The sequence below is a fragment of the Azospirillum sp. A29 genome (genome assembly GCF_042604625.1).
Taxonomy (GTDB): domain Bacteria; phylum Pseudomonadota; class Alphaproteobacteria; order Azospirillales; family Azospirillaceae; genus Azospirillum; species Azospirillum palustre.
The window spans coordinates 124,415-139,115 of the sequence record NZ_CP170462.1 but is presented as its reverse complement, the minus strand read 5'-3'; the positions used below and the strand labels follow the sequence as shown (position 1 = coordinate 139,115).

Sequence of the window (14,701 nt, the reverse complement as noted above, 5' to 3'; positions counted from 1 at the left end):
CGGAACCTGCCCGAAGTGCCGGACAGGTTCCTTTCCCGACTTAGGCCGCTTCCGCTGCGTCGGCGTCGTCCTCAGCCACCGGCGCTACGCGGAGAAGCGCGGTCATCACCGACGCATCGGCGGTCGGGACGAAAAGGCGCGTCGCGTACTGGACAATTTCGCGCCGGCAGCCAAGGTCGGCCAGACGCTTGATATCCGACGGCTGGAACCCGACGACCTCGATCCGATACTCGCCGTTGACGCGGGCGCGCTTGAGCTTCCACCCGTTCACCAGATCCAGCCGCACATCGGTAAGAACCGCGTCAATGGCCTCTTCCGGGGTCCAGGCCGTATTCAGATCGGCGCCCAGCTTCGCCAGGGTGGAACGCACGCGTCCGGGATGGATCAGGCGACCAAGGTACTGAGCGCCCGTTTCATCGATCACGCGGAAGACCCGGCCCCCGGCATCCAGGCGGTCCCAGACAGGGAGCAGAACGCCGCAAATGAGGTTCAGATCGTAGCCTTGCAGTTCCTTCGTCGCCCTCGCCTGTTCAAGCCACAGGGTTTCGGCCTCGCTGCTGGACAGGATGGCGAAGGCCTTAGCGGATGACAGATTACGGGCTTCCTCGAAGCGTTCCGAGTAGGGGCCGATAAGCCGGACTTGTGCGATCACGCTCCCTGCGTCGTCCGTCCGGGCGCGGGCCGTGGCGACCGCGAACACCGCCCCCGTGGCGATCTCGCGGACGAAGCCGGTAACCTCCCGCTTCTTGCCACCCATCCGTCCGTCGGCAACGGCATGGAAGGAACGGGGCGTGCGGCGGTGCCATGCCCGGAGGTGAACGTAGTAGGTTTCCGCCTTGGACGACGGCTCGACGTACACGGTCCGCGGCGGGCTCACCACTTCGATGCGATCTGCCCGGTATTCCTCGACGCCCTGGTTATAGACCCCGGCATCAATCGCGGCCTGAACTTGCTCATCAAGGCGATCTTGGAACTCATCAAAGAGCGCGTTCTGGTCGGCCACCTTCAATGCCAACAGGCGGTTGAGGAATTGACGCACCGGAGGGAAGCTGTTGCGAGTGAGGTTCCCTTCCTTATCGGTCAGCCGCAGCCCCAGCTTGCGCTCAAACTCAGCCATGGTGAGCCCGGCAACCGTGCTTCCAATGTGCAGTTCGAGGATGATCTGATTGATTGCCGCCGTGCCGTACTCGCCTTCCAGATTGTCCCGCTCCGACATCAGCCCTTGGCTGCCGGTGTCGCGCTGCCCCTTCGTGAGAGCGCCAAGCGCCCCCAGCCGGCGGGCGATGGACGTAATAAAGCGCAGTTGGCCGCGAAGATTGGTCGTGACCAAGATGTATTCCGGGGCCTGCGCTTGATCGGAGCGGTGGGTGCGCCCCAGGGCCTGGGTGCATTCTTTCGCATTCCACCCCGCCTGCAGCACGTAATGACGGCGCAGGCGACGATTGGGGATCTGATTGGACGCGTGAAAATCCACGCCAGTGTTGGCGGCATTGCTGAAAATCAGAATGCGCTTATTGTCGTTGGCGAACGCTTCCATGTCGGCGAGGCGGGCGCCCTCGCTCCGGGCTTGGATCTGGCGCGTCGGCAGACCGGTTTCCGGATCGGCCAGGGTGACGACCCGGCGGGAGCGGCCCGTAATCTCGGCCACGGTTTCCACGCCGAAATGGTCGATGATGGCTTCCAGCGGCCCGTGCGGCACCTTGAGGGAGCCGACGCGAGCCAGCATATCGTCACGCATCATGACCGCTTCGGCGCACACGACGCGGTTCCCCGCTTCGTCGATTACGGGGCGGGTCCGCGTGTTGCCCTCTTCGTCGGTGTATTCCTCGTAGGCGTGAATGGGGAACGACGCCTCCAAATACTGCATCAGAATGTCACGAGGCGTCAGGTCCAGATCGTCGAGAGCTTCCATGGCGCCCTCCTTGGACAGGGCGCGTTCCTGCTGGGCTTCCAGGGTATTCACGAGTTGGACGACCACGGCATGACCGGCGGCTATGTCGCGCTCCATTTCACGGACCGCTGTCGGCAGCTGCATGGACGTGAGAACCTGATTCCAGAAGCGCTGGTTGGCCCCCCAGAATGCCGACAGGGCGGCGCTGCGGGCGCCGGCGTCAGACTTAGAACCCGCCGAGTCCATGGCGGCATCGAGGTTGGAAAGCACGATTTGCCAGGCATCAGCCAAGGTATCGTAGGTTTCCAATTGAGCCGGGGCCAACTCGTGAACCAGCCGCTCAAACTTCACGTCGGCGTACGACAGCGAGCGGGCCGAGAACAAGCCCATGGCCTTCAAATCACGGGCGACGATCTCCATTGAGGCTACGCCGCCGGCCTCGATGCGGGACACGAAAGCCTCTTTGGTGGGAAACGGCGTGCCCGGCCCATAAATGCCGAGGCGATCAGCGAAGCAGAAATTGCGCACTTCGGATGCTGCCGTGGCCGAGATATAGACGACACGCGCCTTTGGTAGCAGACGCTGAATGTCGATTCCTGCCAAGGCCGTTTGAGACGCTTTCGTGCGGCCCCTCTCCCCCTTTTCATCCATGGCGTTGCCCATTTTGTGGGACTCGTCCATGGCAAGAACGCCCTCAAAATCTGAGCCGAGCCAGTCGACAATCTGCTGGACCCGCGATTTACCGGGGCGGTTCGACCGCAGTTCTCCGAACGAAACGAGCATCACGCCATGCGCGGCCTTCACCGCCTCCCCCGCCGGGGTGGCGCGCAATGGGAACACCAGGGCCGGATCGCCACCCAAGGCCTTGAAGTCGCGCTTGGCGGCCTTCAAGAGTTTGGTGCTGTCCTTCGTCAGCCAAACATGGCGTTGAACGCCCTTGTGCCAGTTGTCCAAGATAATCGCGGCGATCTCGCGCCCTTTGCCCACCCCTGTTCCATCGCCGATGTAGTAAGCACGGCGCCACGGAACACCATCGGTATGTGCTTCCAGCCATTGAGCGTGCGCTTGACCTGCGTAGCAGACGACTTCCAACTGCGCAGCCGAGATTTTTCCTTCCGCGATCACCTCTTCCGGGAAGCTGGGCACATACCAGATTTCCGGCGGCGTGACCGCCGACATGGCCCAGCTTTCCACGAGCTTTCCCGGATGCGGGGCCGGCGTGGGCAGGCCCAGCTTGGCAGTGTCCAGGCGGGCCGGACGGTAAGCGGCAAAGCGGCTGTCCGCGCCGTCACCGTCGTCGTCCACCTTGGACGTACGGCGCACCGGGGCCAGGAGGCGGATAAGCTGTTCCAGGGTGTCCGCCTGCCCAATGACCGGCGCGGTGTTGTTCGCCGGAACCTTGTCGATCACCACGACGCGGGTTTCGATGCTGGTTCCATGAGCCTTGTAGAGCGCACCACCCACAAGCAGGTTGGCCCGCACGGCGTATTTGGAGCGGATACGCGTGATCCACGAGCCCCGATTGCCGATGGCCCCGGTGTTTTTGCCGGTGATGCAGACGAGACGGCCACCGTTCGGGAGCAGCTTTAGCGCGGCCTCGACGTGTTCGCCGGCCACCGACAGGTCCTTTTTGTCGCCCGTGCGGATCGACCGGCTAAAGGGCGGGTTCATCAGAACCACGGTAGGCGTCAGCTTGCCCGCAAAGATGTTGTGGACCTGTTCGGCATTCTCGCCGGTGGGCTCGTAGCCGAGCGCCCGCAGAACCAGCTTGCGACGGTTGGCGATTTCGTTGACGTGGACCTTAGCTCCGGCGTTGGAGGCATGCACCGCAAGCCCCCCATTCCCGGCGCTGGGCTCAAACACAACGTCGCCTGCAGTCACGCCCGCGGCCCAAGCCAGCGCGTAGGCGTAGGCGGGAGGCGTCGAGAACTGTTGCAGCGCCAGCATTTCCCCATCGCGGCGGGTCTGAGTGGGGAACAGAGCCGCCGCCGTCTCGATTTCTGACGCGATCCGAACGGCGCTGTCCGCATCAACGTCCAGCTTCCAGACGGCAGAGTTGGCGCGAACATGGCGGTTCATCGCCAGTTCCGACGCCTCATAGGCGTCCTTGGCAACGTAAGCGCCCGCGCCCATGGTTCCGCCGAACGCTTCGTCCGCCAGTTTGAAAAGCTCCGCCGACGACATGGCCGCCCCGGCGTTGATCCGTTCCAAGAGGCGATCGGCAAGCAGCGCATAGCCGCTCACCATCGTTTCGTCGGAAGCCGCCGATGCGGGCGGCGGAGGCTCGTCCGGAGCGCTGTCGTTGGCCGGGGGGTTCCACGCCATTGCCGCCAGCGCCGAGGCGTCCAGCGTGCGCACGGTGGACGCCTGTTGCGCCAGAAGATCGCGACGGTACTTCACCACGCCCACGATGCCGGCGTTCTCATTTGCGAGCTTGAGCAGCACTTTACGCAGGTATTCGCCCGCGGTGTTCAGAATGGGCATTGGCGAGGCAGCATGGGCGGGGTCAACAATAAGAACCTCACACCGAATGACCTCGACGTTGAGAGCCGTGAACATGCCGGCGGGCGTGCAGCGAACCTCGATGCCGAAGCCGCGAGGCAGCGTGCCAGCCTGGACGGCGGCGCCAACGCTGGAACGGTAGCGGTTCATGACAAGCGAAAAGTCGGGAGCGGATTGCATGCGGGAGCCTCTGCGGGCGGAGTGTGGGGAACACAGCGCCGTTATATCGTACAGAGCGCAGCCATGCAACAATAAATGAAGCGTAACGCTACACTTTAAGCTCCGCCATCTACGAGCGTGAGGTATCTCCAATGTATCGGTCGGACGCGGAGCAATAGTAATGCCTTTTAGGTGGGGTGGTGGCAAGGCGCGCTTCTAACGCAATACTTAATGTCCGAGTCAGACGCTGGCTTGCCCAGTCATCCCTGGTTAGGGCGCTGCCGGCAGCGCCAAGGCGCAAGCTGCGTCGGATCTGGCGCAGGTCACGCATGGGCGAAGGCGGCAGAGCATCACCTAGCGGCAGCTAGTCGACTGCAGCCCAGAGACCCGCTGCGGCGACTGCGGCAATCTCCGCAACTCTCCATCGCCCGTTCTGGAAGTCCCTTCTAACGGAACCGCTTATCTGAGGCTCCGTTCAGATGAGGGCGTTAACACAAGGATCGAACTATGTCGCCATCGCATCGCAAGATCATGATCAACAGGGCACCGGTGTTGACGCTGTGGGCTGCAGTGGTCGCGGAACGGTTGGGTCTGGACCGTGACGAAGCCCTCACCATGGGCAAGGCACTATCGGGCCTCACAGCGCATGCCAAAGGTGTCCGGCTGGGAATTTTCGAGCCGACCCCAGAGACGGTGAGCGATCAGCGCAAGGCGCTCCAAGATGGCGAAGAGATCCACCTTCACCTCATGGGACGGTCGGTCCCCGCCGTGCACACCAAGGACGGCTTGCGTGCGGTCCGTCAAGGCAAGCCGATCACGCCGGCGAGCGTGAACCGGTACTTGGCCGGGAAGTTTGGGGACGACCTGGAGGATGTGCGTCAGGCGATGACGGTGCTGGCCCACTCATTGCCACCGGCGGACCTCGCACGGCAGGCGTTCCGGATGTATGAGGCGTTCCGGCCCGAGGTGAAGGCCGGCACCGCCGGGTGGGGCGCCGAGGGCGAGTTGGACTTGGCGAAGCTCGCCCCGGCTGCCCGTTCGTGACGGACGATATGCTCTGTGTATGGCCGGTCTCCCGACGTCGTGCTTCGACGCCGAGAAGCCGCGGCGAGCCAGACGCGCGGAGTATGCATGCGCTGCTCCCTCAGTCTTGGAGTGCCGGACGTGCCGCCTTGAGGTCGCGTGCCCAGCGGACCTTCGGTACCAGGGGCGTTTTGTCGACCCTCTGGCGGCTCCGGCTGTTCCAGCTCTTCGGTCGGGTTACGTGCTCGGGTTTCCAGCGGGCGTAGCGGAGGCTCATGCCGGATTCCGTCGAGAGCGTGTATGTGATTATGCGGTCGAACCCCCTCCGGGCAGCCTCAGAGGCCGCCCAGGCATAGAGGGTCGAGCAGGCCTTGTACCGAAGCGTGTCCGGGAGGCTCCGATCAACGCACAGCCGGTTAACCTCCACCCAGGCCGTCTGCGGCAGCATCCGGGCCACTGGCCGTCCAACTGAAACGACGCCTACCAGCGTGTGACCGTTCCAGACGCCAGCGCCATACCGCCAACAGACGGGAGGCGGGCAGTGATCGTGGTGGCGCTGGACGAAGGCTTTCATCCTGGAAAAGGCGATGGGCGCGACTTCCAACTCGCAATCCAAGAGTAGCTGCCCGTCTTGATCGGCCACCCGACGCAGCCGCTCAGCGCCCAGGTGCTCCGCCGCTTGCAGGTTCTGCAGCAGGGACGTGCGGAAGTCCGGATCGGCCATCTCATAAACCAGTTCCTCATAAAGCAGATGGCAGCAGGTGGAGATCATGAAGGAGTGATCCGACCAGATTTCGGCCAGTTCCACGACCTGCGGCTCGCCGCAATGGATGCATGTCGGGATGGTGTTGTCGCGGTCGAAGTCGATGGCGAGCTGGCGATCAGCCTTGGAAAGCATGTTCATTGGCAGAGTCCGGGTGTAGCGGCGGCTGTGTGGCGGCGCTCTGGTGTCGGGGGCGGACGATGATGGCTAGAGCAGCGCGATGGCGCGGAGGCGCGTGAACCACCAGGTGGTCGCGGCCCTGATCGGCGTGAGGTCACGGAGACGGGTGACGGACAGGGCGCGAAACAGGGGCGAGCGAGAGGGCCTGCACTCCGGCCGACGGGCCGGCCGTTTAGGTGACGAGATTGCTGCGATAGATGCCTGCCGTCACGGCAGCAGCTCCACCTTGTCGAGCCGGGTCACGCAAGTGTTCCAGTACGACTTCCACACCCCGTCCGGAATGAACCAGGAGTAGGGGCTGTTCGGGTAGCTGCAGCTCTTGCACTCGCCAGCGAACGGGGGGGTCGACAGAGTTCCGGTCATCCCCTCCGTGCTGGACAGCGAGAAGCCAGGCTCCCGATGGACCACGCGTATCCGGGTGCCCGGCGTCTTTGGGGGAAGCCGGAGCAGCACGAACCAGTCGCTGGTTCCCGGCCCGTCATGGCCGGAAAACACATGGGTCCAGCCAGGGGTGAGCGGCACCTCGCCCTTGACCGGAATGGCGTAGGGATGCCGGTCGAGAATGAGGTGCCAGGGTTGAACGGGCGCACCTTCCATGGCGGCATATCCCCTCCCCTGTCGGACGGCGGCGATGCACTCAATCGGAGGCACATCCGCGATCAGTCCCGCGCGGCGGAGGACCGCCAAGCCGCGCGCCGACACCGGCCAGGGCTTGCCGTCGCGCTCGTAGTAGGCGGGCTTCACCAAGACGCCCGTGCTGTGGAGGTCCAGCAGACGGTCTGGCAGTACCGTGCCTGTGCCGATGATGGAGCAGGCGGGATCAGCATGGATCCCCGCGAGCGTGTCCAACTCGGCAGTGCACAGGATCGGGAGAGGGGATATGACGACCATGGAGTGCTCCGGTGTCGCGGTCGGATTCCCGGTGCGGGAATGGCAGCAAGCGGGGGGGACGCAGGTGCCGCTGGTGGGCTCAGGCGCTGGCTTCAAGCGTCAAGGAGCCAAGGACGGGGGCGCGCTCCAGGGAACGCGCCCGCAGCGGTTAGGCGATGATCTCGAACTCTTCTTCCGGCAGGGCGAGCATCAAGGACCTGCCATTGTCCCAGTCGACGCGGATTTGCCCATGCCCCGGTGGTCCGAACTTGAACATGTTCACGGCTTTGACCGTGCCGGTGGCTCCCGGCTCAATTGGACAGGGATCGGGTCCCATCTTTAGCAGGCGGATGCGGTCTTCGGCGTTGGGCAGAACACCCTGAGTGACGGAGACGCTCATACCGGGTCTGCCGCACCAAGCTCGGCGTGGAGCGCTTCGTCGGACTTGTCGGCGCAGGATGGGCATTCGCCATCGAAGGCATCATCGCCGGTCGCGCCAGGGCCGTGGCAGGTGCGGCAGACGTCTTCATCGTCATTGGTGGTGCTGGCATCCTTGTCGCCGCTCACCGCCGCAAGGAGTTTCGTGATGTCTCGCTCCAGCCCGATGAAATCGTCGACCTGGGGGGTTGGCGTCTTGTAACCAGCCATGGCGGCGATGGTCGGCAGCGCGTCATTGAGCAGAGCCAGCATATCCGGCAGGTGAACCAGCAGAGCGCGGCCGGCGGCGCTGTCGAACACGGCGCGCTCGGCCGCGGTGAGGTAGCGCATGCCATTGTCCTGCAGCGAGAAGCCATCGGGGTCGATGTCCCCATTGTCGGCGTCGGACATGGACACGACGCGATAGCCATCGGCGCTGCTGGCGTCCACCTTCCAGCTGTCGATCAGCTTGCCGTTCTTGAAGGCCTCCGCAGCAGCCTTGCGCGCCAGCGCAACCAGATCTTCATCGGCAGTGTCCGCCGGCACGACGAGCGGCATGGCCGTACGGCCATAGGCCTGCATGGTCATGCCGTACTCCACCGAGATCGTGACAGTGCGGAGGGGCTTCGCTCCGGCAACGTGTTCGTCGGTCAGATCGTCGATGTCGGCGACACCAAAAAAGGCGCACAAGTCACCGGCGTCCACATCAACCTCATAAGGGCCACCATGGGCGCTCAGTTCGACGGTGCTTTCGGCCAGGAAGTCGTTATCCGGGCTGTCGGGCAGAGCCCGGATTTCATCGGCGCTCAGTTCCAGCACCTTGTTGGTCACGTCGATCCGGCTCGTGCCGTCGATGTCCACGGCGTGATCATTGACCCAGGCCTGCGGTCGGAACGTCGCGAACAGGCGATTGTAGATAGAGGTGGCCGCAATCGGAGCGGTCATAGCGGGTGCCAAAGTTTCGGGTGCCGGCATAGCTGCGGTCGCCTTGCATGTTGGGGAACGAGGTAAATGTATCGTACAAAGCGCATAACGCAATCCAAAAATGCAGCGTGTGCCGGGTTTATTTGCCGCTATTCTGGACCTCTACGAAGTCTGGTTCTTACGCAGAGTGAAATCTGTATTTCCAATTTTCCGTGTGGGACAGAGAGCAGCAAACACCAGCGGCCACGCCTTGGAAGACGTGGCTGATGTGATTTCGCTGTTCGCCCGCGATTACCGGGTTCTAGCTCGTCGACGGTTGGGCGAGCAGCGCAAGTGCTCCCTGCCCTCTTTCTGTGAGTGCCCACGGTTCAAGCCACGCTCTCTTGCCCGGCGAGTGCCGGACGACGCCCAATGCAGCGAGGGTTCGGGCCAGACGCCAGCGGCTGTTCCGCTCCCGACCCCAGACAAGCGGTGCTGAGGGATCAGCCTGGATTGCGGCCAGGGTGCGGAGCTGCTCAGCGTCCAGCACCGGTCGCCACGGAGCATCGGGATCGAACGGCTCCAGCTGGCGCAATTCCATCATGCGCTCGCGCGGTTTGCGCTCACGCCCGATGGGAGGGAACACGACATAGCAGTGGTCATCGAAGGGTGATCCGCAGACCCGCCGGATTGTCCCTGCGCGACCGGTCATGTGGTCTCCCATAATCCGGCTATCGTAGGTGCAGATGACGCAGCCACCCTCCCGAAACCAGTTGGCCGCTTCCGCGTAACGGGCTTTACGGTCCTTCGTGCAGAACCCGAGGCAAGCGCCAGTTTTGCAGCGGCCGTCGAAGCAATAATCCACCGCAGCAGGCGGCTGGTGACGGGCAAAACGGGATCCAGTCATTCGACCAGCCCCTCGCGCTGGCTCCGTGACCGCACACCGAATTGCTCGAAGCTCATGCGCGTTCCGCCGATGGTGCAGAGCCGCCCATGCACCACGCTCTGGTCGATACCGTGAGCACGAGCCTCCTGCAGAACCTCTCGGTAGATCTGCCGATCCAGAGGGCAGCGCGATAAGTGTTAGCTAAACAACGCCGCCATTATAAACCAAAAACAGTAAAATATAGCTCTTCCAGTGTTTGTGTGCGACTCTCAACCATCGAGCGCGGAGGGGACGATGGGATCGATGCTGGAGGAGTTGGCGGCCATCCGGACCGTGGCGGAGATGACCGAAGCTTTCCGCGACGAGGCGCGGTGCCGCCGGCTGGTTGAGGCGATGGTGTGGCCGAACGGACGGCTCTGCCCCGCCTGCGGCTCGCGGCGCTCGATCACTCTGGCGGGGCGCGACATGGGACGACGGTCCCGGCCGGGGCTTTATCAGTGCTGCAATCCGGACTGCCGCTTCCAGTTCACCGTGACGACGCGAACCCCATTGCATGGAACGAAGCTGCCGTTGCGGACCTGGCTCATGGGGCTGTGGTTCATCCTGCAATCCGACAAGGGCATCTCGTCCATCCGTCTGGCCGAAGCACTCGGCGTCAGCCAGCCGACGGCTTGGCGGATGGGCCACGTCCTGCGGCTCCTGGTGTTGCGCGACCATCCGCTGGGCGGGACGGTGGAGATCGACGAATTCCATTTCGGCGCCAAGCCGCGCCGTGACCCCAACCCTCCCAAGCTGGGGCGCGGACGCAAGGGCCATCCCCGCACGACGAAGACGCCAGCACTCGCGGTCGTCCAGCGGCCAAGCGGTCGGGAGCCGGGGACATCGGCGGGCGAAGCCCGTGCCGCCGTGGTCGCCGATCTGTCGCTCGACGAGGCCGAGCGAGTTCTGGAAGCCGCTGTCGATCCTGACGCGCACCTGATGAGCGACGAATGGAAGGCGTTCGTCGCCATCGGCAGCGCGTTCGCTGCGCACGATACCGTTCGCCATTCTCAGCGCGAGTATGTTCGCGGCAGCGTGCATGCCAATTCGGCCGAGGGCTTCAACGATCGTGTTCGGCGCACGATCACCGGCGTCTTCCATCACATCAGCCCCGACCATGCTGACCTGTATTTCGGCGAGATCGGCTTCCGCTGGTCCCAGCGCACGGTGGCAGGTCAGGCCCAACGCCGGACCCGCAAGGGGCGGACGGTGATCCAAACCCTTTGGTCCCGTGTTCCCCCAGCCCTCCAGCTTCCGGCCGTCTTTCGTTACGCTGTCGGACGCCAACTCCGGCGAACCAAGGACGGCGGGATCAGCATCCGCTCGGCCGTAGCTGTCTTTGGTTGATAATGGCGGCGTTGTTTAGCTGACACTTATCGCGCTGCCCTCATCCAGGGTCGGAGCGACTTGGCCATCGCGCCAGATAAGGAAGTGGCCGATTCGCCAGTCCCGCGTCACGCGCCGGCCAACCGCACCGTCGTACACCCGGCGTCGGGTGACGACGACGGCTACAAGCCATCGGCCTTCAACAAGGGCGGCGGGTGCCGCGATCCATGACGCCAGTGCGGCCCGCGTAGCCGTCGGCTCGACCATCGGCATGTCGTCGCCTGGAAGGCACCAGACAGGGGATGAGGGGCTCTGCATCGCCATCAGTCCTCCGCTTTGCGCAGTCTGGCCGTCATGGCGTTCCAGTTCGCGAAGTGCGCGGCCGCGGTGACACCGAAGGGCCGTTCCGTCACATGCCAGTCCAGCCAGTCATCCGTCTCGCCGGGAACCGGGTGTGCGCAGCCGAACTGCTCGGCCCAGGCCTTTGCGTCGTCGACCAGCTTCGTTTCCCACTTGGTGCCCTTGGGAGCCTTCGGGTGGGTGGCGTAGCCATTGGGACCGCCCTGACCGCGATTGTCGGCGAGTAGAACCGGCTTACCGTCATAGGTGATCGTCGCCGTAAAGCACGGCGTCTCCTCGCTCAGAGCCTTGACCTCGCGGTAATTCGTGACGGCCCATCTGTCCATGTCCGACGGCGGATCAACCGGCAGAGGGTGGTTGGACCGGTGGTAGAGGTAAGCCGGGCCACGGCTCTCCTGACGCCCCCCATCCAGGACGACGACGACGTTCTCTCCGCCCTTGCTGACGACGCCGTACACCATCGCCCCCTCATGTTCGTATTCGACGCGGGCTCCCTTCTCGAGCGTCAGGTTCGCCAGGAAATCGTGCAGCTTGGACGGGATGGGCACCTTGGACGGGGTGAAGACGGCGGGACCGCCGGTGAAAACCTCCAGATCGTCGGTGACGACGGAAACCTTGGCCGCGACCTTGAACACAACGGCGTTTACCGTCTTCTTGGTCTTCGGATGGGTCAAGCAAACGCGGTCGCCCTTGCTGTGTGGCATGGTGCGGTTCTTTCCAGGGATAAGGGTTGCTGGGCGGTGTGGGGAGCGGTGGGATTCGGTCGGCGGCTGGCGTTCGGGATGGGAAAAGGGACAGCCGCCAACCGGCTCTTACACCGGGAGACGCGAGGGATTTTCGAACGACTTAAGCCGGACCGAGGCGGGAGCGCCGGTCAGGGCGAGGCCTGAGTGCGGTCGGCGACGGACGCTGAAAGGCTCAAGGCCGGGTGGCACAACGGTGTCCATCACAAGGCGGAAGTCCGCCACCGGCAGGACGATCTCCTCGCGCGTGTCTTCCAAAACCACGCGGCCAAACCTCATACCGTCTTTGGTGTCGAAGCTGCTTTTCAGAATGCAGCGCCGCCCTTTGTGTTCGCCTTCTTCAATGATCCAGCGAATGTTCGTGGTTTGCCAAAGCGGGAGCTTCTGCGGGCCGAAAAGGTCCGACTGAGAGCCGGGCGGCGGATGAATAGTGGGCATCGGAGCCTCGGGCGTGTTTGGGGAACACAGAAAAGATATCGTACAAAGCGCATGTCCGCAACCACATAATGCGCCCTGTACGATGTATCTTGCGGGCCGAAGCTGGTACAAGCCGTGGCGTTCTCGTTGTGCTGGTAGGACGAGGAGCGGCACGCGTTCGTGTATATCAGGCAGCGAGCTGCAATTCGCAGTCATCGAACACCGGCATATTCCACCGCCCGCCAAGGTCTTCTCTCAGGAGGAGCACCAGTTCATCGCTGGCGCGAGTGACCGCGGTATAAAGCCAACGCCAGCGGTCATCACGAAAGACACGCGAGTCGTCAATGACCGTTACGCTGTCCCATTCACTGCCCTGTGCTTTGTGGACAGTGAGGACATAGCCGAAGTCGAATTCTTCAATACCTTTTCTAATCTTAGGGCGGGTGATGCTGTGATTAAAGTGCTGTTGAAACATCCATGGCGACGTGGGTAGGTCTTTGCGCCTTTTCGCCTCATCCTCGATCAGGACTGACAGGTTAAAGACGCCCTCCCCTTTCTCAAAGCCCTGCTCGGCGTCGGCCGTCATGATGCCCATCATGCCGTTGAAGAGCGCTGCGTCGCGGTTGTTCTTGCAGCACATGACAGGCTCCCCCCGCATTGGCATCGGGCCGGAGAACCCGTGCAGCGCACGCAGGCGGCTCGTGTAGGCAAAGCGGACTTTGTGAACCCCGCACAGCGTCTGCGTCGTACGGCGGGCGACGAGTCGCTGGGTCTCGGGGGTGAGCGGGAGAACGTGGGCCGAACCGACGGACCCGAAACGGCGCGGCAGCTCGCCATTGCGGATCATGGTCGCCAGTCGGACGATCGGGCTTTCCTTGGCCTGCCGGTGGATCTCGCGCAGGAGGAAGTCGGGGGCGCTCTTCGTAAATGCGCCGGCACCGCTTACGGGTGGAAGCTGGTACGGGTCGCCGAGGACCAACACCTTCTTGCCGAACATCAGGATGTCGTTGGCCAGCCTCTCGTCGATCATCGAGCATTCGTCCAGCACGATCAGGTCCGCCTCTGCGGCCGGCCCGTCGATACGGGATACGAAATAGATTTCCCCCGTCTCTTCGTCCTCGCGGGGCTCGTAGATCATCTGGTGGATGGTCGTCGCGTCCTTGACCCCCTTCTTGCGCAGGATGTGCGCAGCCTTCCCCGTATAGGCACCGGACGCCACCTTCTTGACCTTGTTCCGCTCTTTGAGGCGTTCGATCACCTTATTGGCCGTGTACGACTTGCCGGTGCCAGCGCCGCCGCCGAGGAAGTAAACCTGGGGTGCACGCTTGTCGCTGTACCAGTCCTCAATCGCACGGATCGCCGCGAACTGTTCGTCGCTGGGCGAGGTTTCATCATAGATGTTCTGCGGGATCATCGCGGCGGCCATTCGTTTGACCAAGGAGAGCATGGGGGAAGCTCCATAACGGCTTCAGATATTTAAGCCTGTTTCGTGCTTTGTCGCAAGACATGAGCGCAACAAATCGAATTTTTATTGGTCATCGTCGGAGTAATACGGTAGACTGCGCGCCCGTGTTCTTCCAAAATCGCACTCGGACAATGAAACTTAAGAGCCTTACCTTCACCGCGTTTGCGCTACTGACGCTTGCGGGATGCACGCCATTCGTGGTCCTGATGACGCCCTCCCCGCCGCCTGGCTTGCGGTCGTCAGATCGGGCGCCGGCAGAAGCTGAGCGTCAAAAGCCTGTCTCAGCCGGTCAGGGTCAGGGCCCAGCCCTGCGTCCTATCCAGTAGTAGCCAACGACGGCGAGCGAGCAGCGCCTGGGTGGACCTCGCCATAACACCAAGGCTAGGGTTGTCCTTTGCGGCATGTCGCGCAATAATAGCGAGACGCAAAGGAATAGCATCTCTGGGATGCATACCCGGTTATGCAACACATCGCATAAGCATTGTGTCCGGACGGTGCGGCTACGTGTCGACTGACGTCGCCAAGCTTGCCACTTCGGTCGGGATTCCTCCCTGGAATAGCGCGAGCGTCCGCCATGCATTTCGTCGTCGTCTATGGCCCTCCAGGTAGTGCTCTCGAACAATACGTTGCAATGATCCAACGCTCCGCTCCTGACGTCACAGTAGCGGCGATGGCGATCTCGGACGCTGTCACCCCGGAGGCAAAAAATGAAGTGCGTCGCGCCCTCCTGACCGGACGCGGTCCTGTGGAGGCCCAA

General features: G+C 63.1%; 11 protein-coding genes. 2 read left to right on the top strand and 9 right to left on the bottom strand.

What is annotated here, in order from left to right; all coding sequences use genetic code 11:
• Positions 1–40 precede the first annotated feature (40 nt).
• Positions 41–4,573: a strawberry notch-like NTP hydrolase domain-containing protein gene (locus tag ABNQ38_RS07980; RefSeq protein ID WP_377806593.1), complete on the bottom strand. Its 4,533-nt coding sequence runs from the start codon at positions 4,571–4,573 to the stop codon at positions 41–43.
• Between the two features lie 486 nt (positions 4,574–5,059).
• Here ABNQ38_RS07980 and ABNQ38_RS07975 point away from each other — a divergent pair, with 486 nt between their 5' ends.
• Entirely contained in the window at positions 5,060–5,596 is a 537-nt protein-coding gene (locus tag ABNQ38_RS07975; protein ID WP_377806592.1) for a hypothetical protein, read from the top strand.
• Between the two features lie 100 nt (positions 5,597–5,696).
• On the opposite strand, the gene ABNQ38_RS07970 is transcribed toward ABNQ38_RS07975, so the two are convergent.
• The 5 genes from ABNQ38_RS07970 to ABNQ38_RS07950 form a co-directional block, all read right to left on the bottom strand.
• On the bottom strand, positions 5,697–6,479 hold the full coding sequence (locus tag ABNQ38_RS07970) for an XF1762 family protein (RefSeq protein ID WP_377806591.1): 783 nt from the start codon (positions 6,477–6,479) through the stop codon (positions 5,697–5,699).
• 246 nt (positions 6,480–6,725) lie between these two features.
• On the bottom strand, positions 6,726–7,409 hold the full coding sequence (locus ABNQ38_RS07965; RefSeq protein WP_377806590.1) for a hypothetical protein: 684 nt from the start codon (positions 7,407–7,409) through the stop codon (positions 6,726–6,728).
• A 148-nt stretch (positions 7,410–7,557) separates the two neighbouring features.
• Complete coding sequence (locus tag ABNQ38_RS07960; RefSeq protein WP_377806589.1) at positions 7,558–7,788, bottom strand: DUF4314 domain-containing protein; 231 nt, start codon at positions 7,786–7,788, stop codon at positions 7,558–7,560.
• The gene (locus tag ABNQ38_RS07955; protein ID WP_377806588.1) at positions 7,785–8,750 is read right to left on the bottom strand and encodes a hypothetical protein; all 966 of its coding nucleotides are present in this window, start codon (positions 8,748–8,750) and stop codon (positions 7,785–7,787) included. The genes ABNQ38_RS07960 and ABNQ38_RS07955 overlap by 4 nt, the downstream gene beginning before the upstream one ends.
• 280 nt (positions 8,751–9,030) lie before the next feature.
• Positions 9,031–9,615 (bottom strand): hypothetical protein, encoded by a 585-nt coding sequence (locus tag ABNQ38_RS07950; RefSeq protein ID WP_377806587.1) that lies wholly within the window; start codon positions 9,613–9,615, stop codon positions 9,031–9,033.
• A 273-nt stretch (positions 9,616–9,888) separates the two neighbouring features.
• Here ABNQ38_RS07950 and ABNQ38_RS07945 point away from each other — a divergent pair, with 273 nt between their 5' ends.
• Positions 9,889–10,980, top strand: coding sequence for an IS1595 family transposase (locus ABNQ38_RS07945; protein ID WP_377806586.1), 1,092 nt, complete (start codon positions 9,889–9,891; stop codon positions 10,978–10,980).
• A 302-nt stretch (positions 10,981–11,282) separates the two neighbouring features.
• Here the strand turns inward: ABNQ38_RS07945 and ABNQ38_RS07940 are convergent, their stop codons facing one another.
• The 3 genes from ABNQ38_RS07940 to ABNQ38_RS07930 form a co-directional block, all read right to left on the bottom strand.
• Complete coding sequence (locus ABNQ38_RS07940; protein ID WP_377806585.1) at positions 11,283–12,023, bottom strand: hypothetical protein; 741 nt, start codon at positions 12,021–12,023, stop codon at positions 11,283–11,285.
• Between the two features lie 108 nt (positions 12,024–12,131).
• Complete coding sequence (locus tag ABNQ38_RS07935) at positions 12,132–12,500, bottom strand: hypothetical protein (protein WP_377806584.1); 369 nt, start codon at positions 12,498–12,500, stop codon at positions 12,132–12,134.
• 166 nt (positions 12,501–12,666) lie between these two features.
• Complete coding sequence (locus tag ABNQ38_RS07930; RefSeq protein WP_377806583.1) at positions 12,667–13,926, bottom strand: ATP-dependent RecD-like DNA helicase; 1,260 nt, start codon at positions 13,924–13,926, stop codon at positions 12,667–12,669.
• Positions 13,927–14,701: the final 775 nt, after the last annotated feature.

Excerpts from the sequence above, each read along its gene's own strand:
- ABNQ38_RS07980 (WP_377806593.1), bottom strand. The coding sequence starts at position 4,573 with ATGCAATCCGCTCCCGACTTTTCGCTTGTCATGAACCGCTACCGTTCC.
- ABNQ38_RS07975 (WP_377806592.1), top strand. The coding sequence starts at position 5,060 with ATGTCGCCATCGCATCGCAAGATCATGATCAACAGGGCACCGGTGTTG.
- ABNQ38_RS07970 (WP_377806591.1), bottom strand. The coding sequence starts at position 6,479 with ATGAACATGCTTTCCAAGGCTGATCGCCAGCTCGCCATCGACTTCGAC.
- ABNQ38_RS07965 (WP_377806590.1), bottom strand. The coding sequence starts at position 7,409 with ATGGTCGTCATATCCCCTCTCCCGATCCTGTGCACTGCCGAGTTGGAC.
- ABNQ38_RS07960 (WP_377806589.1), bottom strand. The coding sequence starts at position 7,788 with ATGAGCGTCTCCGTCACTCAGGGTGTTCTGCCCAACGCCGAAGACCGC.
- ABNQ38_RS07955 (WP_377806588.1), bottom strand. The coding sequence starts at position 8,750 with ATGACCGCTCCGATTGCGGCCACCTCTATCTACAATCGCCTGTTCGCG.
- ABNQ38_RS07950 (WP_377806587.1), bottom strand. The coding sequence starts at position 9,615 with ATGACTGGATCCCGTTTTGCCCGTCACCAGCCGCCTGCTGCGGTGGAT.
- ABNQ38_RS07945 (WP_377806586.1), top strand. The coding sequence starts at position 9,889 with ATGGGATCGATGCTGGAGGAGTTGGCGGCCATCCGGACCGTGGCGGAG.
- ABNQ38_RS07940 (WP_377806585.1), bottom strand. The coding sequence starts at position 12,023 with ATGCCACACAGCAAGGGCGACCGCGTTTGCTTGACCCATCCGAAGACC.
- ABNQ38_RS07935 (WP_377806584.1), bottom strand. The coding sequence starts at position 12,500 with ATGCCCACTATTCATCCGCCGCCCGGCTCTCAGTCGGACCTTTTCGGC.
- ABNQ38_RS07930 (WP_377806583.1), bottom strand. The coding sequence starts at position 13,926 with ATGCTCTCCTTGGTCAAACGAATGGCCGCCGCGATGATCCCGCAGAAC.